The organism is Agrobacterium sp. SORGH_AS 787, from assembly GCF_030819035.1.
Taxonomy (GTDB): domain Bacteria; phylum Pseudomonadota; class Alphaproteobacteria; order Rhizobiales; family Rhizobiaceae; genus Agrobacterium; species Agrobacterium larrymoorei_B.
Window position 1 is genome coordinate 1129132 of the sequence record NZ_JAUTBG010000001.1, and the last position, 25953, is coordinate 1155084.

The window sequence follows — 25953 nt, forward strand, 5'->3', positions numbered from 1 at the left end:
CCATGTTGGTTCCAGCCGAAACCACAATCGAGCCGACCGTAACGACTGCACCAGCAGGCAACGAAAGCTACCAGGCTCTGGTGTGGCGCCGCTTCCGGCGCTCCTTTACCGGCATGCTCGGCCTCGTGCTCGTCTGCGCTCTTCTCATCATGGCGGTCTTCGCGGGCTTCCTCGCCCCTGTCGATCCGATGCTGTCGGAAGATTCCTTCATGCCGCCGGAATCGATTTCGATCCATGACCAGGAAGGCAATCTGGTCATGCCCCGCGTCTATCCGATGGTCGATTCCGAAAAGCTCGATCCCATTACGTTCCAGCCTATCAGCGGGCCGGACTATGAGAACCCGCGGATACTCGGCTTCTTTGTGACCGGCTTCGAGTACAAGCTGTTCGGCATCATTCCGTCCACGATCCACTTCTTCGGCTCGACGGATGGCAAGCCGGTTCACTTCCTCGGCACGGACAAGCTCGGCCGAGACATTCTCTCCCGCGCGATCTACGGCTCGCGGATTTCGCTCATGATCGCGCTCACTGTCGTCACCATCGTCACCGCGATCGGCACGACCGTTGGGATGGTATCGGGTTATCTCGGTGGTGCCTTCGACACATGGACGCAGCGCTTCGTCGAGCTCGTGCTCGCCTTCCCGCAACTGCCGCTTTATCTGGCGCTGACATCGCTGATCCCGGTCACTGCCCCGACCAATGTCTTCCTTGGCTTCGTCATCGTCGTCATGTCGGCGCTCGGCTGGGCGCAGATGTCGCGAGAAGTGCGTGGCAAGACGCTGGCGCTTGCCCGTATCGAATATGTGAAGGCGGCGATTGCGATCGGGGCCACCGACCGGCGCATCATCTTCCAGCACATTTTCCCGAATGTGATGAGCCATGTGATCGTGGCGGTGACGCTGAACATCCCGACGATCGTGCTTCTGGAATCCTTCCTTGGCTTCCTCGGCTTTGCGGTGAAGCCGCCGCTGATCTCCTGGGGTTTGATGCTTCAGGATACGGCGAATTATTCGGTCATCGGTTCCTACCCTTGGATCCTCGCGCCCGTCGGCTTCGTGCTGGTCACGGTCTTTGCCTTCAACGCGCTGGGCGATGGTCTGCGCGATGCAATCGATCCCTATTGAGCCGAGAAAGAGATCACGATGACACAAAATCTCATCCCTGAACTACGGCTCGACGTAGCGCTCCATACCGACGAACCGCTTCTCGATGTTCGCCACGCCGGCGTCAACTTCAAGACCGAGCATGGCGAAGTCGCGGCCGTGCAAGACATCTCCTTTCAGCTTTATCGCGGTGAGACGATTGCTATCGTCGGCGAATCCGGCTCGGGGAAATCGGTCACGGCGCGTCTGGTCATGGGCCTCTTGTCCAAGCGCGCCACCGTCAATCCAAATACGCGGGTAAAATTTCGCGGCGAAGACATTCTGAAATATTCGCGCGAGAAACGGCGTCAGCTGCGCGGCAGCCGGATTTCGATGATCTTCCAGGAGCCGATGAGTTCGCTCAATCCGCTTTACTCTGTTGGCACGCAGATTGCTGAAGCCATCCGGGCGCACCGCCGGGTCAGCAAGTCGGAAGCACGCAAACAGGCCATCGCACTTCTGGCCGAAGTGCGCATCCCTGATCCGGAACTCAGGATCGATCAGTATCCGCACCAGCTGTCCGGCGGCCAGCGTCAGCGTGTGATGATTGCCATGGCGCTTGCCAACAATCCGGACCTGCTGATTGCCGATGAGCCGACGACCGCGCTCGATGTGACCGTGCAGGCGCAGATCCTTAATCTGCTGCGCGATTTGCAGCAAAAGCACGGCATGGCCGTCGTCCTCATCACGCATGATCTGACGGTGGTGCGGCGGTTCTCCGACTATGTCTATGTGATGCAGAAGGGTCTGCTGCAGGAACACAATACCACCCCCGCACTTTTCGAGGCGCCACAGCATCCTTACACACGCCATCTTCTCGGCTCAGAGCCGCGGGGTCGCGCCAAGCCACTGTCGGACAACCAACCCATTCTGCTCGAAGGCAAGAATGTTCGCGTGTCGTTCGGCCTGCGCAGCGGCGGCTTTTTCCGACCGGTGTTCCACGACCTCGTTGCGGTGGACGGACTTTCCCTCGAGCTCAGGCGGCATGAAACGCTGGGGCTCGTCGGCGAGTCCGGCTCCGGCAAGACCACCTTCGGGCAGGCGCTGACGCGACTGATCGGCAATGAGGGCGGAGAAATTGTCTTCGACAAGCAGCCTATCCACGACAAGGATCGCGATGCCATGCGTCCCTTACGTTCACGCATGCAGGTAGTGTTTCAGGATCCGTTTTCCTCGCTCAATCCGCGCATGACGGTGGGCCAGATCATCGGTGAGGGCTTAGTCGTCAACAATATCGGCGCCAACAGTGCCGAGCGGCTGGATCGCGTGCGCGCGGCTCTCAGAGATGCGGGGCTTCCCGACAATGTCACCAATCGCTTTCCGCATGAGTTCTCCGGCGGGCAACGCCAACGTATCGCGATCGCACGCGCGATCGCGCTGGAGCCCGAGTTCCTGCTGCTGGACGAGCCGACATCGGCGCTCGACCTCTCTGTGCAAGCGCAGATCATCGATCTCTTGCGCAAGCTGCAGGATGAGAAGGGCTTGAGCTACCTCTTCATCTCGCACGACCTGAAGGTCGTCCGGGCTCTTTGCCACCGTGTCATCGTCATGCAGCGCGGGCAGATCGTGGAGCAGGGGTCCGTCGAAGAGGTGCTGTCCAATCCCAAGACCGAATACACGCAGCGGCTGGTCCGGGCTGCGTTCGAAATCGCATAATTTCCGAGAGTGGAGAGAGAAATGACAAGAAATCCCAAGATCGCTTTCATCGGGGCAGGGTCCACGGTGTTCATGAAAAACATCATCGGTGACGTGTTGCAGCGGCCAGCCCTGTCCGGCGCCCGCATCGCGCTGATGGACATCAACCAGCAACGGCTGGATGAAAGCGCCATCGTCGTCAACAAGCTGATCTCGACGCTCGGCGTCAGCGCCAAGGCGGAAACCTTTACCGATCAGCGAAAGGCGCTGACGGACGCGGATTTCGTCGTGGTCGCTTTCCAGATCGGTGGCTATGAGCCCTGCACCGTTACCGACTTCGAAGTGCCGCGCAAATACGGCCTGCGCCAGACGATTGCCGATACGCTCGGCGTCGGCGGCATCATGCGCGGTCTTCGCACCGTGCCGCACCTGTGGAAAATCTGCGAGGACATGCTGGCGGTCTGCCCCAATGCCATCATGCTGCAATATGTGAACCCGATGGCGATCAACACCTGGGCGATTGCGGAAAAGTATCCGACGATCCGCCAGGTCGGTCTCTGCCATTCGGTGCAGGGTACGGCGATGGAACTGGCCCACGATCTCGATATTCCCTACGAGGAAATCCGCTATCGTTCCGCCGGCATCAACCACATGGCGTTCTTCCTTGAATTCGAACACCGCCAGCCGGATGGCAGTTACAAGAACCTCTATCCCGATCTCGTGCGTGGCTACCGCGAAGGCCGTGCGCCAAAACCCGGCTGGAATCCGCGCTGCCCCAACAAGGTCCGCTACGAAATGCTGACGCGGCTCGGTTACTTCGTCACCGAAAGCTCAGAGCACTTCGCCGAATATACGCCCTATTTCATTAAGGAAGGCCGCGAAGACCTGATCGAGAAGTTCGGCATTCCGCTCGATGAATATCCAAAGCGCTGCATCGAGCAGATCGAACGCTGGAAGGGCGAGGCGGATGCTTATCGCTCGGCGGACAAGATCGAAGTTAAGCAATCGAAGGAATATGCCTCCTCCATCATCAACTCAGTGTGGACCGGCGAGCCCTCGGTGATCTATGGCAACCAGCGCAACAATGGCTGCATCACCTCGCTGCCCTATAATTGCGCGGCGGAAGTACCTTGCCTCGTCGATCATAACGGCGTGCAGCCCACCTTCATCGGCGAACTGCCACCGCAACTGACGGCGCTGATGCGCACCAACATCAACGTCCAGGAACTGACGGTCCGGGCGATGATGAGCGAGAACCGCGAGCATATCTATCACGCAGCGATGATGGATCCGCATACGGCAGCCGAGCTCGATCTCGACCAGATATGGTCTTTGGTGGACGATCTTCTCGTCGCCCACCGCGACTGGTTGCCGGAATGGACGCAGGCCCGTTGATCGCGCATAAGTACTGCGGGGCTGAATGGCCCCGCAGACACTTCACGTTTGCCTCATTCAGAACTCTCTCCAACGATCGTGAGCCGAGCGTTGGGAGACCAGAAGACGCAGACTACAACACAACGGATGCGGGTGGTTCTAAAAATCCCAGTCCTCATCCTCTGTGGCGACAGCGTTGCCGATGACATAGGATGAGCCGGAGCCGGAGAAGAAGTCATGGTTCTCATCGGCATTTGGGGATAGCGCCGAAAGGATGGCGGGATTGACTTTGCAGGCCTCGGGGGGAAACAGTGCCTCATAGCCGAGGTTCATCAGTGCCTTGTTGGCATTGTAATGAAGGAACTTCTTGACGTCTTCGGTCAGGCCGACGCCATCGTAAAGCGCCTCGGTGTATCGCGCTTCGTTGTCATAAAGCTCCAGGAGCAGATCAAAGGCGAAGTCCTTGATCTCCTGGCGCGCCGCCTCTGGCAAACGTTCGAGCGCGCGCTGGAATTTGTAGCCGATATAGTAGCCGTGTACCGCCTCGTCGCGAATGATGAGGCGGATCATGTCTGCCGTATTGGTGAGCTTGGCGCGGCTCGACCAGTACATCGGCAGATAAAAGCCCGAATAGAACAGGAAGCTTTCGAGGAAGACCGACGCCACCTTTTTCTTCATCGGGTCTTTCGAAGCATATTGCTCCAGGATCAGTGCCGACTTGCGTTGGAGAAACTCGTTTTCTTCCGACCATCGATAGGCATCGTCCACATCCGGCGTGGAGCATAGAGTCGAGAAGATGGATGAGTAAGAGCGGGCATGCACGGCTTCCATGAAGGAGATATTGGACAGCACGGCCTCTTCATGCGGTGTCGCCACATCTTCCATCAGCCGGACGGAGCCGACGCCGTTCTGGATGGTATCGAGCAGTGTCAGTCCGGTGAAGACGCGGATCGTCAATTGCTGCTCTTCGGGCTTCAGCGTTGCCCAGGACGGGATGTCGTTGGAGAGTGGCACCTTTTCCGGCAGCCAGAAATTGCCGGTCAGTCGGTTCCACACTTCGAGGTCCTTGTCGTCTTCAAGGCGGTTCCAGTTGATCGCGCGAATGGCGGTGGCAGCCTTTGGCGCCGTGGTCTTCAGTTGGATGTTCATGGTTGTTACCGAATGATCAGAGGGCGCAGGAGACGCAACCTTGCACTTCCGTGCCGGTCAGCGCCATTTGGCGAAGGCGGATGTAGTAGATCGTCTTGATGCCCTTCTTCCAGGCATAGATCTGGGCGCGGTTGATATCTCGTGTCGTGGCGGTGTCGCGGAAGAACAGAGTCAGCGATAATCCCTGATCCACGTGCTGGGTGGCTGCGGCATAGGTATCGATGATCTTCTCAGGCCCGATCTCGTAGGCATCCTGATAGTATTCGAGATTGTCGTTGGTCATGAAGGCAGCCGGATAATAGACCCGGCCGATCTTGCCTTCCTTGCGGATTTCGATCTTCGAGACGATCGGGTGGATGGAGGAGGTCGAGTGGTTGATGTAGGAAATCGAGCCGGTCGGCGGCACCGCCTGAAGGTTCTGGTTGTAAAGCCCACCCTCCATCACAGCTTGCTTGAGTTCCAGCCAGTCTTCGTGCGTCGGAATATGGATGCCGGCCTTTTCGAACAGATCGGCAACCCGCGCTGTAGACGGCTTCCATTCCTGTTGCGTGTACTTGTCGAAGTAGTCGCCGCTCGCATATTTGGACTGTTCAAAGCCTTTGAAGCGCTGGCCACGCTCTACCGCCAGGCGATTGGAAGCCCTCAGCGCGTGATAGGTCACCGTGTAGAAATAGATGTTGGTGAAATCCACGCCTTCTTCGGAGCCATAGAAAATCCGCTCGCGCGCGAGATAGCCATGCAGGTTCATCTGGCCGAGGCCGATCGCGTGGCTCTCTGCGTTGCCCTTGGCGATGGATGGCACGGAGGCGATATGGCTCATGTCCGATACGGCTGTCAAAGCGCGGATCGCGGTCTCGACCGTCCTGCCAAAATCATTCGAATCCATCGCCGCTGCGATATTGAGTGAGCCAAGGTTGCAGGAAATGTCCTTGCCGGTCGTTTCATAGGACAGGTCGGCCTCATAGGTGCTGGGTTCACTGACCTGAAGAATTTCCGAGCAGAGATTGCTCATGGTGATGCGCCCGGCAATCGGGTTCTCGCGGTTCACCGTGTCCTCGAACATGATGTAGGGATAGCCGCTTTCGAACTGGATCTCGGCCAGCACCTGAAAGAACTCGCGCGCCTTGATCTTCTTTTTGCGGATACGGCTATCGGCGACCATCTCGCGGTACTTTTCCGTCACCGAAATTTCGCTGAAGGCGACGCCATAGATGCGTTCCACATCATAGGGTGAGAAGAGGTACATATCCTCATTGTTCTTGGCGAGTTCGAAGGTGATATCCGGAACGACGACGCCGAGCGACAGCGTCTTGATGCGGATTTTTTCGTCGGCATTTTCGCGCTTGGTGTCGAGGAAGCGCATGATGTCCGGGTGATGGGCATTGAGATAGACGGCGCCCGCACCCTGGCGCGCGCCAAGCTGGTTTGCGTAGGAAAAGGAATCCTCCAACAGTTTCATCACCGGAATGACGCCGGAAGACTGGTTTTCGATCTGTTTGATCGGCGCACCGGCTTCACGAAGATTGGTCAGCGAAAGGGCTACCCCGCCGCCGCGCTTCGAGAGTTGCAGTGCGGAGTTGATGCCACGGGCGATCGACTCCATATTGTCTTCCATGCGCAGCAGAAAGCAGGAAACCAGTTCGCCGCGCTGCTTCTTGCCCGCATTGAGAAAGGTCGGAGTCGCCGGCTGAAAGCGGCCGGAGATCATCTCATCCACAAGGTCGCGGGCCAGCTTTTCGTCGCCCCGTGCCAGCGTCAGCGCCACCATGCAGACGCGGTCTTCATACCGCTCCAAGTATCGTTTTCCGTCAAAGGTTTTCAGCGTATAGGACGTGTAGTATTTGAACGCCCCGAGGAATGTCGGGAAGCGGAATTTCTTCGCATAGGCATGATCGAAAAGATCGCGGACGAAGTTGAAGGCATACTGGTCCAGCACCGTCTGCTCGTAATAGCCTTCACTCAAAAGATAATCGAGCTTTTCGCGCAGATTGTGAAAGAACACCGTGTTCTGGTTTACGTGCTGAAGAAAGTACTGGCGTGCAGCCAGCCTGTCCTTGTCCAACTGAATCCGGCCATCCTCATCATAGAGGTTCAGCATCGCGTTCAGCGCGTGGTAATCCAGCACGGTCGCGTCCGATTGCTTCAGGGGCCTCTCGAGTGTCAACGTGTCCAAAATCGTTCCAATCCCTGTCTGACATTGACGACGTCCTCTCCCGTTCCCATCAGTTCGAAGCGATAGAGATACGGCACACCGCATTTGGCGGAGATGATGTCGCCGGCGATCCCGAAGGTTGCGCCGAAATTGCTGTTGCCCGCAGCAATCACGCCGCGAAGATTTGCTCGATTATTCGCATCGTTGAGGAAGCGAATGACCTGTTTGGGAACCGCGCCCTTGCCGTTCTCGCCGCTATAGGTCGGAACGATGAGGACGAACGGCTTGTGAACATGGAGAGGTTCAGCAGCGCTGATCGGAATGCGGCGGGCCGGGGTCTCGAGCTTGCTCACAAAGCGATGTGTGTTTTCCGAGCGGGTCGAGAAGTAGACGACCTCCCCCGCCATGCTCTGCGTCACGATGCAAGCGTGCTGATCATGTCTGGCCGAAAGCCCGCCCAGTGCATCTCGCCGGCAATCACAACTGGTACCTGGCGATAGCCGAGACCGAGCACGTGCTCATAAGCTTGCTCGTCAGTGGAGACATCGACGATTGTGTAGTCGAGACCCTGACGATCCAGAGCGCGGGTTGTCGCAGTGCATTGAACGCAAGCTGGCTTGCTGTAGACGGTGATGGTCATCTTGATCCTCGTTGGAAAAAACGCATGGGAAATCGCTCTCGCGCCGTGAAGCGCGTGATGGTCGAAAGCAGGATGGAATGCGGGGCCGAGGTATACTTGGCCGTGCTGTCGCATGGCTCGATCGCAAAAGCGCTGAACGCTTCTGTTTCGCCATGCCTCAAACGTCTGTTACTCCAACGGATAAAAGACTGAACTCGTAATCATAGGACTTCACCCCGAAGTGGCTCTACGCGGAGGCTCCAGGGAAGCGAGACGCACAGAGTCATCCCGTGCGTATTCGCGACCTTCCGGGCACCCCGCCGGTGGACGTTCTCGCTCAAGGCAGGTCTCCTGGCTCGCGGGTCGACACATTCATCTCGCCTTCCCGAAACGTCATGTTTCAGTGGCTGTTGAGAGAATGCTCGCCGCTTACAGTTGCGGGGGCAGCTGCGGCATTGCTTTACCCTGATCGGGTTTTGCGCACCGTATTCCCATCTTCGCTTCCGACAGAATCGGAAGAACCTTGAACACCAGATATAGTATGCATTTCGTCGATGGCGTCAATAGGCTGTTGTGGCGCGCCCGTGCGCAATGATGCTGCTTTCAACAGGACGTGAGGCGGCACCAAAATATGAAGCAAACGGTCTTGTTTTGTGCAAGGAGAGGTGATTATAGGCGCAAGCATTTTGCGGCGAGAGCCGCGTTCAAAGGGATTTTGGATTATGATGAAGCGTCTTTTTGCGGCTGTTGGATTTTGCGCGTTGGCTGGGTTTGCGACGACCCCCGCGACGGCTGCGACGAGCTATCCTCTGACGATCGAAAACTGCGGCGCGACGGTCACCTTCAACAAGGCGCCAGAGCGTGCCGTGGCACTTGGCCAGAATAGCGCCGAGATCATGCTGCTGCTCGGTCTTCAGGACAAGATGGTCGGCACTGCCTTCTGGCCGAACAAGGTTCTGCCGCAGGTCGCAGAAGCAAATGCCAAAGTCAAGGTTCTGACTGTCGAGTTTCCGACCTTCGAATCCATCCTGGCACAGAACCCGGACTTCGTGACCGCCGCTTTGCCGACGCTCGTCGGCCCTACCAGCAAGGTGGCGAAGCGCGAAGATTTCGACAAGCTTGGCATCTCCACCTATCTGTCGCCCAGCATGTGCGCGCTGGACGACATGTCCAAGGACAAGTCCGGTTACGGCAACCGCTCCAAGCTCTGGAACATGGAGACGCTGTATAAGGAGATCGACGATCTCTCGCAGATCTTCGATGTGGCCGACAAGGGTCAGGCCGTCATCGCCGACCTGAAGAAGCGCGAAGCTGCATTGCGTGCTGATGCGCCGAAGGATGGCAAGAAGCTTTCCTATGTCTTCTGGTTCTCCAGCCCCTCGCCTTCGGCTGACGCCTATCTCGGCGGCAAGAACAGCCCATCCGGCTATATCGCCGATCTTTTGGGCGGCACCAACGCCATTACGACCGAAACGGAATCGCCCGCGATTGGTTGGGAAACGATCATCGCCGCCAATCCCGATGTCATCGTCGTGACGCAGGTCGACCGCAATCGCTGGGAACTCGACAAGGCAGATGCCAAGATCAAGTTCCTGAATAGTGACCCTGCCACCAGCCAGATGAATGCCGTCAAGAACAAGGCGCTCGTCATCATGTCGGCGCAGGCGATGAACCCGAGCGTTCAGACGATCTATGGCGCCGAGCAGATTGCTCAGCAGTTGAAGACCCTCGGCCTCAAGTGAGTTCGGTGGCGGCTAAGGATCGATCAGGAAGCGGGATGAGCCGGCTGCTTGCCTCCGCGGCGCTCTATCTCGCCTGCTTCATGACGATTGCCCTCGTGGTCGGCATCAGTGTCGGGATTGGCGATTTGCCGATCCCGCTTTCGACCACCTATGCCGCCATCACCAACAAGCTCGGCTGGACGTCGGTCGAGATCAGCCGCATCCATGAGGCGGTGATCTGGGAGTACAGGCTGAGCCGCGCGCTCGTGGCCGTCTTCTGCGGTGCGGGCCTCGCGATGTGCGGTGCCATCATGCAGGCCATGCTGCGCAATCCACTGGCCGAGCCCTATGTTCTCGGCATTTCCGCCGGTGCTTCGACCGGTGCGGTTGCCGTCGTCATTCTCGGAATTGGCGCTGGAGCGGTGTCGCTTTCTCTCGGCGCCTTCGTCGGCGCCTTCGCCGCATTCTTCCTGGTCGCCATCTTATCCAATGGCGCTCGCGGCGGAGCCGACAGAACGATCCTCGCCGGTGTCGCAGCCGCTCAGCTATTCAATGCTGCCACATCCTATGTGGTCACCACATCCGGCAACGCGCAGCAGGCGCGCGATGTGATGTTCTGGCTTCTCGGCAGCTTCGGCGGTGTACGCTGGCCGGATGTCGGTCTCGTTTCCATCGTCGTCGGTCTCGGTTTGATCTGCTGCCTGTTCCATACCCGCGTTCTCGATGCCTTTGCTTTCGGCGATGAAGCGGCCGCTTCTCTAGGTGTCAATGTCGGGCGGACACGCATCATCCTCTTTGCGCTGACGGCAGTTATTACCGCCACCATCGTCAGCATGGTGGGAACGATCGGCTTCGTTGGCCTCGTCGTTCCCCATGCGGCACGGTTCGTCGTCGGGCCGCTGCATGCACGGCTCTTGCCGGCCTGCGCCATCACCGGTGCCATCTTCATGGTGCTGGCGGACATCGCCTCCCGCACGCTCGTCCCGCAGCAGGTTCTGCCCATCGGTGTGGTGACGGCGCTTGTCGGCGTGCCCTTCTTCTCCGTCATCCTTTACAGGCTGCAACGCGCGTCATGAGTATCACAGCGGACAATCTGGTGTGGAAGGTCGGTGCCAAGACGATTGTGGATGGCATTTCCTTCACGGTCGAGCCAGGCAAGATGCTCGGACTTCTCGGCCCAAACGGCTCCGGAAAAACATCGCTGCTACGGCTGCTCAGCGGGTTGAAGAAACCCCATTCCGGAAGGGTGCTGCTGGACGGCACGGACATCAAAACGATCCGCCGCAAATCTCTGGCGCAGCGCATCGCCTTCATCGAGCAGCACGCCACGACGAACGTCAATCTCAAGGTCATCGACGTCGTCAAGCTTGGGCGCTTTCCCCACAAATCGATGTTCTCCGGTTGGACGCGGGAAGACGACGCAGCGGTGAATGAGGCGCTTGAGCGCACGGAAATGGCAGCCAAACGCAATGATGCCTGGCAGAGCCTCTCGGGCGGTGAGAAGCAGCGTGCTCATCTTGCTCGCGCCCTGGCGCAGTCGCCGAAGGAGCTCATCCTCGATGAGCCCACCAATCATCTGGATGTCCACCACCAGATCAGTCTTCTTCGTCTGGTGTCTCAGCTTCCGGTCACCAGCATCATAGCACTCCATGACCTCAATCACGCGGCCATGTACTGCGATCACCTGATCGTGCTGCAGACCGGCAAGATCGTGGCATCTGGAACGCCAGAAGAGGTGATGACGCAGGATCTCTTGCGGGATGTCTTTTCGGTGGAAGCCGTCGTCGAGGCGTCGCGCTTTCACGCCAAGCCGCACATCCAGTTTCTTCGATAGAACATCGCGTCTGAATGTGCGGTCGCAACCACGCATCTACGGTTCAGGGACTCTTGTGAAAACCATCAACGAAAACCAGACGCTTGGCATCGGCCTTCGGGTCCTTTCGGGGTTTCTTTTTGCGGGCATGTCAATCTGCATCAAGGCGACTTCGGGACAAGTGCCCGTCGGGCAGATCGTCTTCTTTCGCTCGGCCTTTGCGCTGATCCCACTGGTGATTTTTCTCTGGTGGCGTAACGAGTTCCCGCGTGGGCTGGCGACGCGGCGCCCCTTTGGCCATTTGCTGCGCTCGAGTCTTGGGGCTGCGGCGATGTTTGCATCCTTTGCGTCCATTGCGCGGCTGCCCTTGGCGGAGGCGACGCTGCTCACCTATCTTTCGCCGACCTTTACCAGCATTGCCGGTGTCGTGCTCCTTTCCGAGCGGCTGACCAAATGGCGCGTCGGTGGCGTGCTCTTCGGCCTTGCGGGGGTCGTGACGCTGGTGTGGCCGGAGATCGGTCACGGCGTTATGGATGAAACGCGAATGTGGGGCTACATTCTCGGTCTGCTGATGGGGGTGCTGACTTCCTTCGCTCTCATCATGGTGCGCAGTCTCAGCAGAACGGAAAATCCAGGCGCGATCGCTTTCTACTTCGTCATCGCCTCAATGATCGGCGGCCTGTTCACCTTGCCCTTTGGCTGGGTGATGCCGGATCATATGGGTTTCGCGCTTCTCGTTCTCGCAGGTCTGTTCGGTGGCTTCGCCCATATCGCCATGACGGTGGCTTTTCGACATGCGGAAGCATCTTTGCTCGCTCCCTTCGAATATATCGCGATCCTGTGGCCGATCCTCGCAGACTTGCTGATCTTCAAGTCACCGCTTTCCAGCACTTTCATAACCGCTCTGCCGCTGATCCTCACCGGGGCGGCACTTGCTGCGATGGAGGGAAGGCGGAAGCGTAATCAATCATAGGTTGCGCCGCACAGCTCTACATCATTGGCTTTGGTCGACGGCATGTGGAAAGGCCTGTCCCTTAAAGCGCTCATTGTTTGGGTTGAATATTGAGAAATGCGGGATGACAAGGACGATCAATCCCAGCAAGAGAAGGGCTCTTCTCCATATTGGTGGCTTCCTCCTCAAACGATCCCTCGCGCCGTTAGATTCCTGTTCCGTTCATTAAGTTTTCTCTAATTCAACCTGCGTACGTACGCTGGCGTACAGCAACGATGAGCTTCCCCCTGCATTATGACCTACATCAACGGAGGGGAATATGGACACGCAAAATGTCAGCACCGCATCCGAAGTGGTTGTCACAGAAGAACAGCTTGCCGAATTGAGAATGGGCATTGCCGATCTCAGCCCTGCTCTTTCCGCGTTTGCCCGTCGCTTTGTTCGCACGGAGGAAGAGGTGGACGATCTCGTTCAGGAAACGATTTTGAGAGCGCTCCGCGCCGTTCATCGGTTCACGCCGGGAACGGCTTTGAAGTCGTGGCTTTTCACCATTATGCGAAACACCTTCTGCACGCGCTACAAGGTCGCTCAGCGAGAGCGCATCGGTCTGCCGGCCGGCGTCGAGAAGATGATCTCCACGCCACCTAGCCAGGAATGGCGCCTGGAACATCAACAGGTCATGCGCGCGATCGGTGATCTGGATTCAGATCAGAAGAAGGCCTTGCTCCTGATTGCGGATGGTACCAGCTATGCCGACGCTGCCGATATGTGTGGCTGCCGCATCGGCACCATTAAGAGCCGTGTCAGTCGCGCCCGTGAGGCGCTGCGCCGCGACCTTTACTGACAATCCCCCAACGTCTTCACGTTGTTCATCGCCCACCCCGCACCTCAGGGATGGGCCAGAATTTCGTTCAGGCTTTCAATCATTTCCCCGGTCTTTACAAGCGTCAGCTGAGCCGCAAAACGACCTCGCAGCAGTGCCAGTGAGGCATCATGCGTTTCGTCTCGCCCGCTGCAGACGGCGTCTTCGATGAGAAAGACGCGGTAGCCGAGATCGATGGCGCCGAGAACCGCTGCAAGCACGCAGACATCGGTCTCCCCACCGGAGATCACGACCGTGTCGACGCCCCGCTTGTGAAGATCGTGATGCAGTCTTCCATCCGTCCATGGAGAATAAGTATATTTGCTAAAGTCCACCGCGGGCGGCATGAAGGCGGCGAGCTCCGGAATAACCTCGGTGAGTTCACGGCGCATATGATCGCCGGTCATCATCCACCATTTGCGGTAATAGGACTGCCATTGACCCGGGGCGGCCTTCGCATTGGCAGGCGGAACGAAACGGGTGAAGATGGTCTGCTCTGGCCATTCCTGAACCAGCCGGCCCACATTGCCGAGGATCTTCGGCATCCAGTCCACCTGCCATGGCGTCTCCTCCGAGAACATCCGCTGCATGTCTATGCACAGGTGCCGCCAATTGCCGGAATTCGTGTCGGTAGAAGCCATTGTCGAACTGCCCCAGAGAGGTCTGCGTTGCGGCTGCTAACCGTAGGGGACGGGCAATGTTCCTGACTTTGAAGCCGCAGGTCGCGTCAACCGTAACGGAGAATGTGAAGCCGGCGGCGAAAATGCAGAGATGTCAAACGCGTCAATTTATCCGCGTCTACGATGCCGCGATCATACATCCGCAAGACATAGCGAGCGACGTCAGCGGTATCGGGGCCGAGCGATTCCCACTGCTCGGAAATCACGCCACTGTAGGCAGACTGCACAATGCGCATGTCGTCGTTTAAAAAAATGCCTTGGCTCTGATGTTCATATTGAAAAGACATCGTATCTTCCGAGCAGTACCAACCCGGCCCATGCTTGAGGAAAGAAGAATGCTCAAAGTATAGGGTGGCGGCAGAAGGCCGTAAACGTCCGGAAACGTACCAAAAGGCACGATTTATTTTGGAAAGTCGGCGCGACTAGTAGTTGTCGTCGATGCAAAGTACTAGGGACGCAATCGATATTTGTGCTCAGTCCACGACTGTAAGCGCGGATCGGAAGGAAACGACTTGGAGTAGAGCTCCATTTTCATCGCAAATCTCGATCTTGCGAGACGAGATATCCTTTCCTTCCAAAATCGCCTCGCTCATCAAAGCACGAGCATCTTCAATCGCAGAAACATGTGCGGCGTCCATGCCTTCCAGCTCGGTCCCTTCGGGATCGATGACACGTCCTTCAGACGTCAGCACATGGAAGTAGTATTTCGCCATTCTCCCCGTCCGGCAGCAAATTGATGTCTTGAGTGCTATCTTAGCTTTCATCTGGTTACGCAGCTGCCATCCGGTCGGATCACCCCTGATTTCGACCGTAATCCCTTTTCTCACGCTATTGATCGTCTCATGTCTTCAGCGCGTCGCTGGTACTTTGCTTTTCAGGGTCCTTTAAATTCTCGTCGGCAGCGTCCCTATCGTTTTCCGGGTCATCAGCCGCTGGCATATAGCCACGCGGCTTTTGAGTCGTCGGCTCTTACCAGCATGGCCACTCGTCGGTCGTACCGGCGGGGCCGGTGAAAGATGTGTCCTTGGTCCTATCATTCTCCTTTCGCCCTGCCCCAAGCGGTGTGCGCGAGGACGGTTCCGCCGGTTTGCTTTTTCCGATCGGGGAAATGCCTTGGCACAGCACATGACCGTTGCCCGCTACACTTGTCGGCTCCACATCCAGAATTTCGATCGCGCCTCTGGATGCTTGTTTCGCTCGCGTCCCATTCAGGATATTCAACCCATTGGCCACGCAGGCGCGACGGTTCCGAGACAAGTCGCGATGGGTCGGTGCGGGAGGAAAGCTGGGCCCGCTGGAAGATGCGGCTCAGAGAACCAAGCTCGACTCATCCATGGGATTGAGAAGTCGGTTGCGGATGAGGTATCTGGCGGTTGCCATTGTCATCGGCCCGAACACACACTTCGTCACATGACCGAAGCCCTCAATCGCACCATTATAGACTAATTAGATATTTATCATATGAATAGCGTTTTTGGCGGGTATCAATTTCTGTACGGTATATGACAGTGCATTGCTCAAAGTTTTCAAGTGTTTAGTGTCCCTCAAACGTCCAATGGACGATCGAAGGGAATGACGACTTCAATGGATACTGAACAGAACTCTGTGCGCAACAAACTATTGAAAGCTTTGCGTCCGGACGATTTCGAGCTGCTGCGGCCGAATATGCGGATCGTCAAGCTCAATGCCCATGAAGTGATAGAGCAGCCCCATGTCGCCATCGAACGGGTCATCTTTTTTGAGACTGGCCTCGCCTCCGTTATCGGTCATTTGTCCAGTGGGAAAAGCATCGAGGTGGGACTGATAGGCCGCGAGGGCTTAACGGGATCGGCCATCATACTTGGCAGCACGCAAACAGCACACCGCACCTTTGTCCAGGTGGGCGGCTACGGGATCGCCGTCCCTTCTGCCGCAGTTGTCGATGCCATGAGAGCCAGCGACACGTTACGCGATGTGTTCCTGACCTACATCCATACATTGTTGGCTCAGACCGCGTCGACCGTCATCGCCAACGGTCTATCAAAACTCGATAAACGTCTCGCGCGCTGGTTGTTGATGATTCATGACCGGATTGATGGTGCGACGGTCGCGATGACGCACGAATTCCTCGCAATTGTTCTTGGAGTGAGACGTCCTGGCGTTACTGTCGCGCTTCATATTCTTGAGGGAAAAGGCCTGATCCGGGCCTCACGCGGCCAGATTACCATCATCAACCGGCAGGGACTGGAGCTTGAAGCCGGGGGCTCCTATGGCAGGGCAGAGAGCGAATACAATCGCCTCATGAGGGATATACTAGAGAGATAAGTATCTTGGTACCACATTGCTTTCGCGGTGCGTCATATTACTTGTGCCAAAATGAGACGGATTATCGATTTCACAGGATTGTGAAGTCAGTTTCGCGCCTATATTAGCCATGGCGCACATATATCTATTTTAAATTATAATCCTCTAATATACTCTCTTAGAGTGCATCTTTGATGCTGATGTGGAGTGAGTATCGTGTTTGAGGAGAGAAAATCATGACAAGACTGAGTACTGTTTTGTTGGTGAGCGCCTGTCTGGTGCTTCCGATCAATGCGCATGCCTTGGACGTCAGTGTGGGGGGAGTTAGCGCCAGCGTCGGTGGCAATGGTAGTGGCGGCCTGGGCGTCGGTGCTTCTGTTGGCGGAAGCGGCGGTATCAATGCCGGAGCAAGCGTGGGAGGCCGCTCGGGAGGTGGCCTTGGTGCGGACGTGAATGCCTCTGTGGGTGGAAGCAGAGGTGTGAATGCCAATACCAGTGCGACCGTGGGTGGCCGGAGCATTGCCAATGCGGACGTAAACGCCTCTGTTGGCGGAAGTCGCGGATTGAACGCCAAGGCAGGGGCCACGGTCGGCGGTGCGAGAGCGCTGGACGTCGATCTTGATGTCGGCATCGGCACCGGTCCTGGAAGACCGAATCCGGGAACGGTCAACCCTGGCACTAACCCGTCGTTGCCAGCCAATGGTATGATCCGCGCCTATAATGACATGTCACGCACCGAACAGCTTCGTCTGGCAAAGCGATGCGTCGATATCATGAAGGGCGGCTATGAGGCGGATCTCGTAAAGCTCTGCCGGATCATCCGTACCGCGTCGCGGTAAAACGTGGCGAGGGCCGTCCCCAACGGAGGCGGCCCCCGTAACCCTGTCAACTTGCTGAGCGAGTATCCACTGCGGCGGGGCGCAGAAGAGCTGAGGCGCGAAAGCGGGCAAAGACCCGATCGTGCTCTTCTTCGGACAGGCCATAAATATCGCCTGCATATTCCTCAAGAGCGTCGCGATTGCGAATGGTGATCTTCGCCCGTTCAGAGCGAATGAAGCCTCTACCTTCGAGAAAATGCAGGGCATCGGTGACGCTCGGTCGCCGGACAGCCAGCATGAGCGACAGAAACTCGTGCGTCAGATGAAGCTGATTGCCGTCCACGCGGTTGTGGCAGATCAGAATCCACCGCGCCAGACGCTGGCTTACAGTCTGCGTGGTGTTGGACAACAGAGTACACTCGATCTGGGTCCGGAGCGCATGGGATGCGCAGGTCAGCAGCTGCTCAAGGATTCGATGACGATTGCGCAGGGCCTGGAAAGCGGTAATGTCCAGCACCATCGCCTGTCCCGGCACTTGCATGATGACTTCGGTGAAGCTCGTTTCTGCGTCGACGAGGGCACCGGATGGCACGTAACCTTCACGTCCGACGATGCCGGATTCCGTCACCTTGCCGGAGCGGGATTTGACGAGAACGGAGGCGATCCCGTTGCAGATGAAAAACACCTTCTCAATCTTCGCTCCTGCCTTGATGATGGTTTCACCGGCATGAAGGTCCGTCGCTACCGCACGTTTGAGAAGCTCCAGGCGAATGTCGTCCGGCAGAAACGAGATTAACTGGTTCTGAAGTCCAAGCTTTTCATCGTCCTCTGACATTCTGCATCCTCTCGCGGCACAGCTGTTGGCAGTGGCGCAGATTTCGCAGCCACTGATGTGGGAACGCTTGAGCGGCAAAAAAGTTCTACCGTCGAAATGCTCCCTCTTCGCCTGTGGAAGCAGCGCCTCAGCAAAGCTCAAGCCATAAGACGCCTGAGAATACATATGCGGTGCTGAAGAGCGCAGCACCAGCCGTGTAGCGCGTCACGGTGAGCATTGATCTGCTCATCGACGAGGAGGTTTTCTCGGCGCTCAGCGCAACGAAAATGGCTGTCGCTACGATGATGGTTGTCACAGCGAACAATAAAATCAGAACCGCTCTCAGCACGGAAACAGGGCCAATAGCTATATGCTGCCACCCGAGCGAACACCCTGTCGCTTGAACGCCGTAGAGAAGTAGGAAGCCAAGGCTCCAGCCCGTGAAAGGCAGCAGAAGGGCGATGGCGAGCATATATCGCATCAGCTGCCTCCATTTTGCAGAAGGGATAGAAGATAAGGATAGGCCGCCACGATCGAAGTCGTCGCAACCACATATCGGTTCCAGAGCCCGGCGATCTCCAGATCGGCGAGCCTGTTTCGGATGACATAGCCGGTTCGGATTCTCCAGATGCAAAAGGCGGACAATAGCGTGCCGATACCGATATGGATAAGACCGTAGACGTTGACGGCATAGATCACCGCATCGGAAGCGTGAAATTCCATTCCGTATGCCCTGACGAGATCCACCAAGAGCAATGCGATCGCAATGCCGTACAACGCGGTGGATACGAAGCGTGAGAACGGCGCGTGCAGCAAAGTTTTGGCGGGCAGCGAGCCGAGAACGGCGGCCGTGATCGCAATAGTGCAGGCGACGAGCGTCCATAGCGATGAAACGGAAGAGGGGCGAAGATTCTCCCAGCCGGGCGCTGACACCCAGAGGAAGAGGCCACCGAAGAGAAGCGAGGTAAAGAGTGTGGCCGTCACCAGCAGGGTCAATCGCATTGCCATCAGCGAGGGTGGGTCGCCGCTTTCGAAATGCGGGGGCAGAACCAACCCCTTGCCCGCGTGAAGCTCGCTAGCGGTCTTCTGCGCTGCTTCATTCGGCGTCCATCTCAGGAAGAGAACGATGACGGCCAGAAGCGCCACGGGGGCCACGATGTAGAGCTTCGTCAGAAGGGCGATGAAGAACAGACCAGTGGCCAGGGCCGTCATCAGGGGAAGATAGGTCTGACGCGGCAGGATAATGATCTGGCTGGGCAGGGCTCGAACAGCACTTACGCCCAAAGTCTCCATCCAGCCGTTTCGGGTGAAGCCGAGATACCCATCGCCCGCTGCGAGTCTAGCGCCTATACGGTCGATGTCGAACCTGTCTGCTGGTTTGTCGACGGATGGCAGGGCGGCAAAATTGTAGGATGGCGGCGGAGTTGGCATCGCCCATTCAAGTGTGCCAGCATTCCAGGGGTTACGCCGGAATGGCCGGCCGAAGAAGAACACCAGAAAGAGATCGATCGCAGCCAGCACGAAGCCCATCGCCATGATGAAGCTGCCGATGGACGACATCAGGTTCAGCCACTCCCAAGGCGACTCCGCCGGGTATGTATCCACCCTGCGCGGCATGCCGAGGAGACCCGTCAGGTGCATCATGAAGAAGGTGAGGTTGAAGCCGATAAAGATCATCCAGAAGGCCGCATGCGACATGTGCTGAATGGGCTGGCGGCCGGAAATATGTGGTACCCAGTAATAGGCTCCCGCCAGCATGGGGAACAGAAAGCCGCCGACAAGCACGTAATGGAGATGGGCCACGACGAAATGCGTATCATGTGCCTGTTGATCGAAGGGCACCATCGCCAGCATCACGCCAGTCAGGCCGCCGATGACGAAGACGAAGAAGAACCCGAAGATATGCAGCATAGGGATGGTGAAGGATGGCCGCCCTTGGGCGAGCGTCGCAATCCAGGCGAAGATCTGGATTGCAGTCGGCACGGCGACAAGGGCGCTGGCGGCCGAGAAGAACGACAGGGCCACGTGCGGGATGCCGGTCGTATACATGTGATGCACCCAAAGTCCGAAGGACAGGAAGGCCATCGACAGGATACCGGCGATGATGATCTTGTATCCCGTCAACGTCGTGCGGGCGAGCACCGGCAGGATCGTTGAGATGACGCCGGCTGCCGGCAGAAAGATGATGTAGACTTCCGGGTGGCCGAAGAGCCAGAAAAGATGCTGCCACAGAAGGGGATCGCCGCCTCGGGCCGGATCGAAGAAGGGGAGGCCGAAGGCGCGCTCTGCCTCGAGCAGGATGGAGCCCAGGATCAGCGGCGGAAAGCCGATGACCATCATGCCCGCAACCACCAGCATGTACCAGGCAAAGATCGGCATCCGGTCGAGCGACATGCCGGCCGCACGCATCTTGAGGATCGTCACGACGATTTCGATCGCCGCCGTCATGGCGGATATCTCGACAAAGGTGATGCCGAGCAGCCAGACATCGGCATTGATGCCGGGGCTGTAGGTGGAAGAACTGAGCGGCGTATACATGAACCAGCCGCCATTCGGTGCCACGCCGGCCAGGAGGGCAACGATCAGCATGGTGCCGCCAAAGAGGTAGCACCAGTAACCGTAAGCCGAAAGACGCGGAAAGGCGAGGTCGCGGCTGCCGAGCAGCTTGGGCAGGAGATAGATCGCCAGTCCCTCGAAAAAGGGGATGGCGAACAGGAACATCATGATCGTCCCATGCATGGTGAAGACCTGGGCATACTCCGCCGCGTCGAGAAAGCGGCTCCCGGACGTCGCGAGCTGGGTACGGATCAGCATGCCGAGAAAGCCACCAATCCCGAAGAAGACCAGGGCCGTCAGCATGAAGCGTGCGCCGATGATGTTGTGATTGACGGCTGCCAGTCGGCGCCAGCCTCTGCCGGTGCCCCAGATGGCTTCCAGCTCCCGATGCAGGCGAATGGGTGAAATCTTTTGCGTCACGTCGATCCCTGTGCATCTGGAAGTGTCTGGATCACCTGCCGATAGTCGTCCGGTTCATGGGCGATCACGCTGAAGGTCATGGCACTATGGCCGGTGCCGCAATATTCGGCGCAAATACCGCCAAAGATGCCAGCCCTGTCGGCCTTCAGACGTATGCGGGTCTCATGGCCCGGGATCGCGTCGATCTTTCCGGCAAGACGCGGTACCCAGAAGCTGTGGATCACGTCTGTGCTGGTAACGACAATCTCGACCGTCTGACCCGCCGGAATGTGGAGAACATTGCGACTAGCTGGCGCGGCATCGTCCGGACCGTAGCGGATATCCCAGTTCCACATGCTGGCCTGAACGCGAATGACATCGGATGGCGCACCGGCTCTTGCACCGAACAGAGCTTCACCTTGAAGGAAGGCAGCACCCAGAAGGACCGTGAGCACGGGAATGGGCATCACGATCCCGCCGCCGATAATCCAGCGTGAGGCTGGAACATGTGAGAGCTTGCGGGAGAAGAGGCTCAGGAAGAACAGACCAAGGACCAGGGCAAAAAGCAGGACCGATCCGGTCAGCATGATCCACCAGAGCTGCGCCACAGCATGTGAGGCTGGCCCTGCCGGATCGAGCGCTGAAAGATCGCCGGAACAGCCAGCCAGCGTCAGCGGTAGCATGAGGCCTGCCGCGAGCGCGCGGAACCTCTGCCCTGTCCGGCTGGTTGTCGGAGAAAGAGGAGACTTGTTTTGGATACATCGCCGAAGAAAAACCCGGTCATCTCCAAGCTGGAGGAAAAGGACGCCAGTTCTACCGTAGCGGTTGCTGGTCATCCACTGCATGCGATGACAGTGCATTTCCCCATCGCACTTGTGTTCGGGACGCTCGGCGCTGACATCATGTACTGGTGGGGCGCCGATCCGTTCTGGCTGCGGGTCGGACTGTGGACGACGGGTATCGCATTCTTCAGCGCCATCGTTGCGGGTTTGATCGGCTCGGCTGAACTCTTTCTCGTCCCCGGCATTCGGGCGCGCGTTGCCAGTTGGGCCCATGCCGTGGCCGGCATGTCGCTGATTGCGGTGTGCGGCGCCAATTGGGGAGGTCGCTATTTTTCCGGCATCGAGGTTCTGCCCCACGGCCTCATCCTGTCGCTGATTGCCGCCGGTCTGACGGGGTTGGCTGGCTGGCATGGCGGCAAGTTGATTTTCGATCATGGCGTCGGGCTCATGGTATCGTCCAAGGACTGATCGAGCGCGCGATCTCCTTCAGCCCCCCAGCCTCGATAGGGATCGTGTCGAGGCTCCAATCCGGTTTTGTGAGAACGACGAAAAAGATGCCGAGCACGGTCGCGGCAGTCAGGACGGTGGCGCCGATGAAGCGCCAGACCGGATAGACCTCTCCGTCGTTGAAGAGGCGGATGATGACGAGCCCGGTGACGATATGCAGTGTCACCATCGCGCCGATCAGCGCGAGCTTGATGGTGAACCAGAGCGTGAAGGTCTGCTGAAAGAAAATAAGGCCTGTGCCGGTCAGGATCGAGACGAAGGCGGCAGGCGATGCGACGACGACGTAGCAGAAGCGCACGAGACGTTGGAGCGCATATAGAGCAGGGCGGTTACCCACATGGGCGCGCTGCACGTAAAGGGCAGGCAGGCTGATGAGCGTCGCCGCCCAGATTGAGATTGCTGCGATGTGGATGAATTTGAGCAGCATCACCATTGCCAGCTGCCCTTGCGATCCGGGCTAGCGACAGTTCGATAAAGGCGTATCAACGCAATGCCGAGATAGGGAAGGAGGCCGACAGTCCACATAATGACGCCAGCGAGCTGCTGATCCTGCAGCGGCTCAAGGCCAAAGGGTTGGGTCGTATCCAAGTGAGCGGCGAAAAGCGGTGCACGCGAGAGGGCCAGGATGGCTGCAAGCATGCCCATCTGCCCGACAGTGGCAAGAGACAGTGCAACGGCAGTGAAAACACTGGTTCTCGGAGACAGCAGGATCGCCCATAGCCAGATGGCGCTGGCAAGAAGCGCTGCCTGCATAATCCAATAGGGGATCATGCCGTTCAGGACGAAGGCATAGCCCGGCGGAATATGCCAGAACCAGAAGATCAGAGTGTGAAAGATAAACGCCATCTCCGGTGGCAGGCGGCTGGAGGCAGGACCTCTCGTACAAAAGGCCGTCGTGAGAAGGGGAGCAAGTATCGTCATCAAGATGAAGTGATGGGTCACCCGGACCGAAAACAGCGCGGTGGTAAGAGAGCAGAGCGGTGAAATCAGAAGAAGGATGGATATCGCAAAAACAGCCGTCGCAATGACTATTCGGTGTCTATGGAGCGAAAGCGCCGGCAGCATCGTCAGGGCGGCAACGACCGCCAGAGCGAATGGGTCGAGGTTCCAAGCCCCCCACACTTCCGATGGTAGCGGTGCAGGACCGCAATAAGGCACTGGTTGGTTCACCCCAAAAATCCGTCCGCCCTCCGTTGAAGCGATGCAGAGGCATCAGGGGTCGAACGCCGGGGAGGGGCTGAGGTTCCGACGTTGCTTTTTTAAATGAGAGAATGCTGACAGCTTGGGCCGAGGCTCCTCGCTGCATTACGCGTGATCGCGCTGTTGTGCTGAGCCATCGCGTCGCCGCGCGGCATGTTCACCGTTGACCGGATGCGTTTTTGGGTTTGTGAGCGGTCGGCGGCTCATCTCGTCCTTGAGCTTTTGCATAGCCAAATGGCGGCTTGGATAGACTTTCGTCAGCATGCCATTGCGCAGAACAGCCCAGCCGCGCTCATGGGGCATCAATACCGTGTCATTGCTCATCAATTTCTCCTCCTGATAGGCTCACAATCGATTTTGTGATGCGTCCGAACCGTGTTTGCGCAGTTCGGTTCCGCGAGGCGCTGAAGACGGATGAAAGTGATGATCCCGCAGATGCTGGGAGGTGCAGGTGACTATAAGTCGATGCAAAGGACTGCTAAATGACCCTACTTTCCACGGAGCAGAACATGGCGACGGACCACCGCTTGACGATAGCCGTATTCGGCGAAAGCGATACGCTCACGCCTGCAATACGAAGCGCATGGTCAGAGGCATCGATGATTCTGCAAGGTCCTTACTCTTCGACAGCGGTCGATGAGCACGACTGGCATTTCGGCTGCGCCGTCATTGATGTACGATATGGACCTGAACGCATGCTGCCCTTGATGGAAACTCTGGATAGCAAAGCCATCCCTTATATTTTCTTCATTCCTCTTTGCGCCGTCGGTCACCATCAGGGGCCGTTCGTGCTCTCTGGCGCAAAAGATGAAATCAGGCACATCGTTTCGGCGCTCGCGGCGCAGGGTCGTGGTGCGACACATTGAGGTATTAGAGAGTGTCACGATCCGTTTGTTCGGCTCGTGATGCTTTAACGCATTGCTTTATCACTTGGAGCTGACACCGCATTGCATTGAAGAGCGACGAGCCTTCGACCGTCGTCACGCCTAGAAGGCGAAATCCCTAGTGCTCTGCGGATCTTACGGCTGATCGCGATCGCCTCATCATTTTCTGCACACGTCAGGAAGGCTTAAAGCTGGTCACTACGCAGGCTTTGGAATGGCCAGGCGTGATGGCGGCAGTTCCCGCCCCTCACCCACAGCCATCCGCTTTCAGAACTCAACCGCGTTGAATGAAACCCGCGACAGGCCAGACATCTTGATGAAAGCGCTTACTCGCTGTTGATAGAAGTGAGTCATGCCCCCGAACCGAGTCTTATCCACTAAATAGAATAAATATTTCACTCACGCTTTTAATGGAATTTCCACTTGATTTCGCCTTGGCTTGAGCTAGGGTCTCATCGATCGTCATCGACAACACATCGGATGATGACAGGACGCGAACTGCTTCTCGGGGAGTGGCCGTCCGGAGGAGGAAATCAGCGTGGAGCAAATGAAATGATCAGGTTCGGTGTGCTGGGTGCGGGCCGTATTGGCAAGGTCCATGCGGCAACGATTGCCGCCAATTCCAAGGCAAAGCTTGCCTATGTCGCGGATGCGTTTCCGGCGGCGGCAGAGCAATTGGCGCAGCAGACGGGTGCACGTGTCGCGTCCGTTGAAGAGATTATCGCGGCATCGGATGTCGATGCCGTGCTGATCGCAACGCCGACGCCAAGCCATGCCGATCTGATCGAGGCGGCCTCCAAGGCTGGCAAGCATATTCTCTGCGAAAAGCCGGTGTCGCTTTCCGTCGATCGCATCAATCAGTGCCTGGATGTGGTGGAACAGAACAAGTCGACTCTGATGATCGGCTTCAACCGCCGCTTCGATACCAACTTCTCGATGGTCGAGCAGCGCCTGCGCAACGGCGATGTCGGAGAGATCGAAATCGTGACCATCATCAGCCGCGATCCAAATCCGCCGCCGGCGAGCTATGTGAAATCCTCTGGCGGTCTCTTCCGCGACATGATGATCCACGACTTCGATATGGCCCGCTTCCTGATGGGTGAAGAATTCGTGGTCGTTAACGCGCTTGGCTCCGCACTGGTGGACAAGGCGATCGGCGAAGAAGGCGATGTCGATACTGCAGCAGTCCAGATGCAGACGGCATCGGGACGCATCGCGGTGATCACCAACTCCCGCCGCGCGACCTATGGCTACGACCAACGGATCGAAGTGCATGGCTCGACGGGTATGCTCTCTGCCCGCAACATCCAGAATTCGAGCGTCGAATTGTGGAATGCCAACGGCATTGCCGGAGATCCGGTGCAGAACTTCTTCATCGAGCGCTACGCTCAGGCCTATGCCAACGAGATAAACACCTTCATCGACGCTGTCGATGCTGGCAACACCTCGCCGCGTCCAAGCGGTTTCGATGGTCTTCAGGCTCAGAAACTGGCCGATGCCGCGACCGAAAGCTGGCAGACCGGCAAGCCTGTTCAAATCGTCTGATCGGTTTTTCGACCAACAAAAAACGCTCGCGCCATTGTCTTGGTGCGAGCGTTTCTTTTTGGCAGA

General features: G+C 57.6%; 27 protein-coding genes and 1 riboswitch. Of the genes, 13 read left to right on the top strand and 14 right to left on the bottom strand.

What is annotated here, in order from left to right; translation table 11 throughout:
- The first annotated feature begins 2 nt into the window (after positions 1-2).
- From QE435_RS04950 to QE435_RS04960, 3 genes are read left to right on the top strand one after another with little or no spacing between them, the layout of a single operon-like run.
- Complete coding sequence (locus tag QE435_RS04950) at positions 3-1124, top strand: ABC transporter permease (protein WP_349040464.1); 1122 nt, start codon at positions 3-5, stop codon at positions 1122-1124.
- Positions 1125-1142: 18 nt separating this feature from the next.
- Positions 1143-2798, top strand: a complete 1656-nt coding sequence (locus QE435_RS04955; RefSeq protein ID WP_349040465.1) for an ABC transporter ATP-binding protein — start codon at positions 1143-1145, stop codon at positions 2796-2798.
- A gap of 21 nt (positions 2799-2819) precedes the next feature.
- A complete protein-coding gene (locus QE435_RS04960; RefSeq protein WP_306929175.1) occupies positions 2820-4172 on the top strand; it encodes an alpha-glucosidase/alpha-galactosidase in 1353 nt (450 codons plus the stop codon).
- A gap of 138 nt (positions 4173-4310) precedes the next feature.
- Here QE435_RS04960 and nrdF read toward each other — a convergent pair whose 3' ends face one another.
- From nrdF to nrdH, 4 genes are read right to left on the bottom strand one after another with little or no spacing between them, the layout of a single operon-like run.
- Positions 4311-5300 (bottom strand): class 1b ribonucleoside-diphosphate reductase subunit beta, encoded by a 990-nt coding sequence (gene nrdF / locus QE435_RS04965; protein ID WP_349040466.1) that lies wholly within the window; start codon positions 5298-5300, stop codon positions 4311-4313.
- Between the two features lie 16 nt (positions 5301-5316).
- A complete protein-coding gene (gene nrdE / locus QE435_RS04970) occupies positions 5317-7473 on the bottom strand; it encodes a class 1b ribonucleoside-diphosphate reductase subunit alpha (RefSeq protein ID WP_349040467.1) in 2157 nt (718 codons plus the stop codon).
- Positions 7461-7859 (bottom strand): class Ib ribonucleoside-diphosphate reductase assembly flavoprotein NrdI, encoded by a 399-nt coding sequence (nrdI, locus tag QE435_RS04975; RefSeq protein WP_349041134.1) that lies wholly within the window; start codon positions 7857-7859, stop codon positions 7461-7463. The genes nrdE and nrdI overlap by 13 nt, the downstream gene beginning before the upstream one ends.
- Before the next feature lie 8 nt (positions 7860-7867).
- Entirely contained in the window at positions 7868-8092 is a 225-nt protein-coding gene (gene nrdH, locus QE435_RS04980) for a glutaredoxin-like protein NrdH (RefSeq protein ID WP_062600318.1), read from the bottom strand.
- 302 nt (positions 8093-8394) lie between these two features.
- Positions 8395-8612, bottom strand: a riboswitch (cobalamin riboswitch).
- A 184-nt stretch (positions 8613-8796) separates the two neighbouring features.
- Here nrdH and QE435_RS04985 point away from each other — a divergent pair.
- The 5 genes from QE435_RS04985 to QE435_RS05005 all read left to right on the top strand — a co-directional run bounded on the left by QE435_RS04985 (position 8797) and on the right by QE435_RS05005 (position 13401).
- Positions 8797-9813: an ABC transporter substrate-binding protein gene (locus tag QE435_RS04985; protein ID WP_349041135.1), complete on the top strand. Its 1017-nt coding sequence runs from the start codon at positions 8797-8799 to the stop codon at positions 9811-9813.
- A 35-nt stretch (positions 9814-9848) separates the two neighbouring features.
- The gene (locus QE435_RS04990; RefSeq protein WP_349040468.1) at positions 9849-10868 is read left to right on the top strand and encodes an iron chelate uptake ABC transporter family permease subunit; all 1020 of its coding nucleotides are present in this window, start codon (positions 9849-9851) and stop codon (positions 10866-10868) included.
- Complete coding sequence (locus QE435_RS04995; protein WP_306929181.1) at positions 10865-11626, top strand: ABC transporter ATP-binding protein; 762 nt, start codon at positions 10865-10867, stop codon at positions 11624-11626. Before QE435_RS04990 ends, QE435_RS04995 begins: the two co-directional genes overlap by 4 nt.
- A 55-nt stretch (positions 11627-11681) precedes the next feature.
- Entirely contained in the window at positions 11682-12578 is an 897-nt protein-coding gene (locus QE435_RS05000; protein ID WP_349040469.1) for a DMT family transporter, read from the top strand.
- A gap of 367 nt (positions 12579-12945) precedes the next feature.
- Positions 12946-13401: a sigma-70 family RNA polymerase sigma factor gene (locus QE435_RS05005; protein WP_306930217.1), complete on the top strand. Its 456-nt coding sequence runs from the start codon at positions 12946-12948 to the stop codon at positions 13399-13401.
- A gap of 44 nt (positions 13402-13445) precedes the next feature.
- Here the strand turns inward: QE435_RS05005 and QE435_RS05010 are convergent, their stop codons facing one another.
- From QE435_RS05010 to QE435_RS05020, 3 genes are all read right to left on the bottom strand, one after another.
- Positions 13446-14060, bottom strand: coding sequence for an isochorismatase family cysteine hydrolase (locus QE435_RS05010; RefSeq protein ID WP_349040470.1), 615 nt, complete (start codon positions 14058-14060; stop codon positions 13446-13448).
- 86 nt (positions 14061-14146) lie between these two features.
- Positions 14147-14386 (bottom strand): hypothetical protein, encoded by a 240-nt coding sequence (locus QE435_RS05015; RefSeq protein WP_349040471.1) that lies wholly within the window; start codon positions 14384-14386, stop codon positions 14147-14149.
- A 186-nt stretch (positions 14387-14572) separates the two neighbouring features.
- Positions 14573-14926: a hypothetical protein gene (locus tag QE435_RS05020; protein WP_349040472.1), complete on the bottom strand. Its 354-nt coding sequence runs from the start codon at positions 14924-14926 to the stop codon at positions 14573-14575.
- Between the two features lie 757 nt (positions 14927-15683).
- Here QE435_RS05020 and QE435_RS05025 point away from each other — a divergent pair.
- On the top strand, positions 15684-16403 hold the full coding sequence (locus QE435_RS05025; protein ID WP_306929189.1) for a Crp/Fnr family transcriptional regulator: 720 nt from the start codon (positions 15684-15686) through the stop codon (positions 16401-16403).
- Between the two features lie 215 nt (positions 16404-16618).
- The gene (locus QE435_RS05030) at positions 16619-17221 is read left to right on the top strand and encodes a hypothetical protein (protein ID WP_309769823.1); all 603 of its coding nucleotides are present in this window, start codon (positions 16619-16621) and stop codon (positions 17219-17221) included.
- 46 nt (positions 17222-17267) lie between these two features.
- Here QE435_RS05030 and QE435_RS05035 read toward each other — a convergent pair whose 3' ends face one another.
- From QE435_RS05035 to coxB, 4 genes are all read right to left on the bottom strand, one after another.
- Complete coding sequence (locus QE435_RS05035; protein ID WP_349040473.1) at positions 17268-18035, bottom strand: Crp/Fnr family transcriptional regulator; 768 nt, start codon at positions 18033-18035, stop codon at positions 17268-17270.
- Positions 18036-18162: 127 nt separating this feature from the next.
- A complete protein-coding gene (locus QE435_RS05040) occupies positions 18163-18495 on the bottom strand; it encodes a hypothetical protein (RefSeq protein ID WP_349040474.1) in 333 nt (110 codons plus the stop codon).
- Entirely contained in the window at positions 18495-20990 is a 2496-nt protein-coding gene (gene ctaD, locus QE435_RS05045) for a cytochrome c oxidase subunit I (RefSeq protein ID WP_349040475.1), read from the bottom strand. The genes QE435_RS05040 and ctaD overlap by 1 nt, the downstream gene beginning before the upstream one ends.
- Complete coding sequence (coxB, locus tag QE435_RS05050) at positions 20987-21652, bottom strand: cytochrome c oxidase subunit II (RefSeq protein WP_349040476.1); 666 nt, start codon at positions 21650-21652, stop codon at positions 20987-20989. The genes ctaD and coxB overlap by 4 nt, the downstream gene beginning before the upstream one ends.
- Positions 21653-21721: 69 nt before the next feature.
- On the opposite strand from coxB, the gene QE435_RS05055 reads away from it, so the two are divergent.
- The gene (locus QE435_RS05055) at positions 21722-22219 is read left to right on the top strand and encodes a DUF2231 domain-containing protein (protein WP_349040477.1); all 498 of its coding nucleotides are present in this window, start codon (positions 21722-21724) and stop codon (positions 22217-22219) included.
- Here QE435_RS05055 and QE435_RS05060 read toward each other — a convergent pair.
- The 3 genes from QE435_RS05060 to QE435_RS05070 all read right to left on the bottom strand — a co-directional run bounded on the left by QE435_RS05060 (position 22197) and on the right by QE435_RS05070 (position 23782).
- A complete protein-coding gene (locus tag QE435_RS05060) occupies positions 22197-22691 on the bottom strand; it encodes a CopD family protein (protein ID WP_349040478.1) in 495 nt (164 codons plus the stop codon). The two genes, QE435_RS05055 and QE435_RS05060, sit on opposite strands and share 23 nt — an antisense overlap.
- Positions 22685-23428 carry a cytochrome c oxidase assembly protein gene (locus QE435_RS05065; RefSeq protein WP_349040479.1) on the bottom strand — a complete coding sequence of 248 codons (744 nt, stop codon included), beginning with the start codon at positions 23426-23428 and terminating at the stop codon, positions 22685-22687. Before QE435_RS05065 ends, QE435_RS05060 begins: the two co-directional genes overlap by 7 nt.
- 135 nt (positions 23429-23563) lie before the next feature.
- Positions 23564-23782 carry a hypothetical protein gene (locus QE435_RS05070; protein ID WP_309769831.1) on the bottom strand — a complete coding sequence of 73 codons (219 nt, stop codon included), beginning with the start codon at positions 23780-23782 and terminating at the stop codon, positions 23564-23566.
- A 158-nt stretch (positions 23783-23940) separates the two neighbouring features.
- Here QE435_RS05070 and QE435_RS05075 point away from each other — a divergent pair, with 158 nt between their 5' ends.
- Positions 23941-24324 (top strand): hypothetical protein, encoded by a 384-nt coding sequence (locus tag QE435_RS05075; RefSeq protein ID WP_349040480.1) that lies wholly within the window; start codon positions 23941-23943, stop codon positions 24322-24324.
- Positions 24325-24894: 570 nt separating this feature from the next.
- A complete protein-coding gene (gene iolG, locus QE435_RS05080) occupies positions 24895-25887 on the top strand; it encodes an inositol 2-dehydrogenase (RefSeq protein ID WP_349040481.1) in 993 nt (330 codons plus the stop codon).
- Positions 25888-25953 lie beyond the last annotated feature (66 nt).

What these genes read in the sequence shown, in the direction of transcription:
- nrdH (WP_062600318.1), bottom strand. Translation starts at nt 8,092, where the DNA reads ATGACCATCACCGTCTACAGCAAGCCAGCTTGCGTTCAATGCACTGCG.
- QE435_RS04985 (WP_349041135.1), top strand. Translation starts at nt 8,797, where the DNA reads ATGAAGCGTCTTTTTGCGGCTGTTGGATTTTGCGCGTTGGCTGGGTTT.
- iolG (WP_349040481.1), top strand. Translation starts at nt 24,895, where the DNA reads ATGATCAGGTTCGGTGTGCTGGGTGCGGGCCGTATTGGCAAGGTCCAT.
- nrdF (WP_349040466.1), bottom strand. Translation starts at nt 5,300, where the DNA reads ATGAACATCCAACTGAAGACCACGGCGCCAAAGGCTGCCACCGCCATT.
- QE435_RS04995 (WP_306929181.1), top strand. Translation starts at nt 10,865, where the DNA reads ATGAGTATCACAGCGGACAATCTGGTGTGGAAGGTCGGTGCCAAGACG.
- QE435_RS04960 (WP_306929175.1), top strand. Translation starts at nt 2,820, where the DNA reads ATGACAAGAAATCCCAAGATCGCTTTCATCGGGGCAGGGTCCACGGTG.
- QE435_RS05075 (WP_349040480.1), top strand. Translation starts at nt 23,941, where the DNA reads ATGACCCTACTTTCCACGGAGCAGAACATGGCGACGGACCACCGCTTG.
- QE435_RS05035 (WP_349040473.1), bottom strand. Translation starts at nt 18,035, where the DNA reads ATGTCAGAGGACGATGAAAAGCTTGGACTTCAGAACCAGTTAATCTCG.
- QE435_RS05005 (WP_306930217.1), top strand. Translation starts at nt 12,946, where the DNA reads ATGGGCATTGCCGATCTCAGCCCTGCTCTTTCCGCGTTTGCCCGTCGC.
- coxB (WP_349040476.1), bottom strand. Translation starts at nt 21,652, where the DNA reads ATGCTACCGCTGACGCTGGCTGGCTGTTCCGGCGATCTTTCAGCGCTC.
- QE435_RS05025 (WP_306929189.1), top strand. Translation starts at nt 15,684, where the DNA reads ATGGATACTGAACAGAACTCTGTGCGCAACAAACTATTGAAAGCTTTG.
- QE435_RS04955 (WP_349040465.1), top strand. Translation starts at nt 1,143, where the DNA reads ATGACACAAAATCTCATCCCTGAACTACGGCTCGACGTAGCGCTCCAT.
- QE435_RS05010 (WP_349040470.1), bottom strand. Translation starts at nt 14,060, where the DNA reads ATGGCTTCTACCGACACGAATTCCGGCAATTGGCGGCACCTGTGCATA.
- QE435_RS05015 (WP_349040471.1), bottom strand. Translation starts at nt 14,386, where the DNA reads ATGTCTTTTCAATATGAACATCAGAGCCAAGGCATTTTTTTAAACGAC.
- QE435_RS05070 (WP_309769831.1), bottom strand. Translation starts at nt 23,782, where the DNA reads ATGAGCAATGACACGGTATTGATGCCCCATGAGCGCGGCTGGGCTGTT.
- QE435_RS04990 (WP_349040468.1), top strand. Translation starts at nt 9,849, where the DNA reads ATGAGCCGGCTGCTTGCCTCCGCGGCGCTCTATCTCGCCTGCTTCATG.
- nrdI (WP_349041134.1), bottom strand. Translation starts at nt 7,859, where the DNA reads ATGGCGGGGGAGGTCGTCTACTTCTCGACCCGCTCGGAAAACACACAT.
- QE435_RS05030 (WP_309769823.1), top strand. Translation starts at nt 16,619, where the DNA reads ATGACAAGACTGAGTACTGTTTTGTTGGTGAGCGCCTGTCTGGTGCTT.
- QE435_RS04950 (WP_349040464.1), top strand. Translation starts at nt 3, where the DNA reads ATGTTGGTTCCAGCCGAAACCACAATCGAGCCGACCGTAACGACTGCA.
- QE435_RS05060 (WP_349040478.1), bottom strand. Translation starts at nt 22,691, where the DNA reads ATGGTGATGCTGCTCAAATTCATCCACATCGCAGCAATCTCAATCTGG.
- QE435_RS05040 (WP_349040474.1), bottom strand. Translation starts at nt 18,495, where the DNA reads ATGCGATATATGCTCGCCATCGCCCTTCTGCTGCCTTTCACGGGCTGG.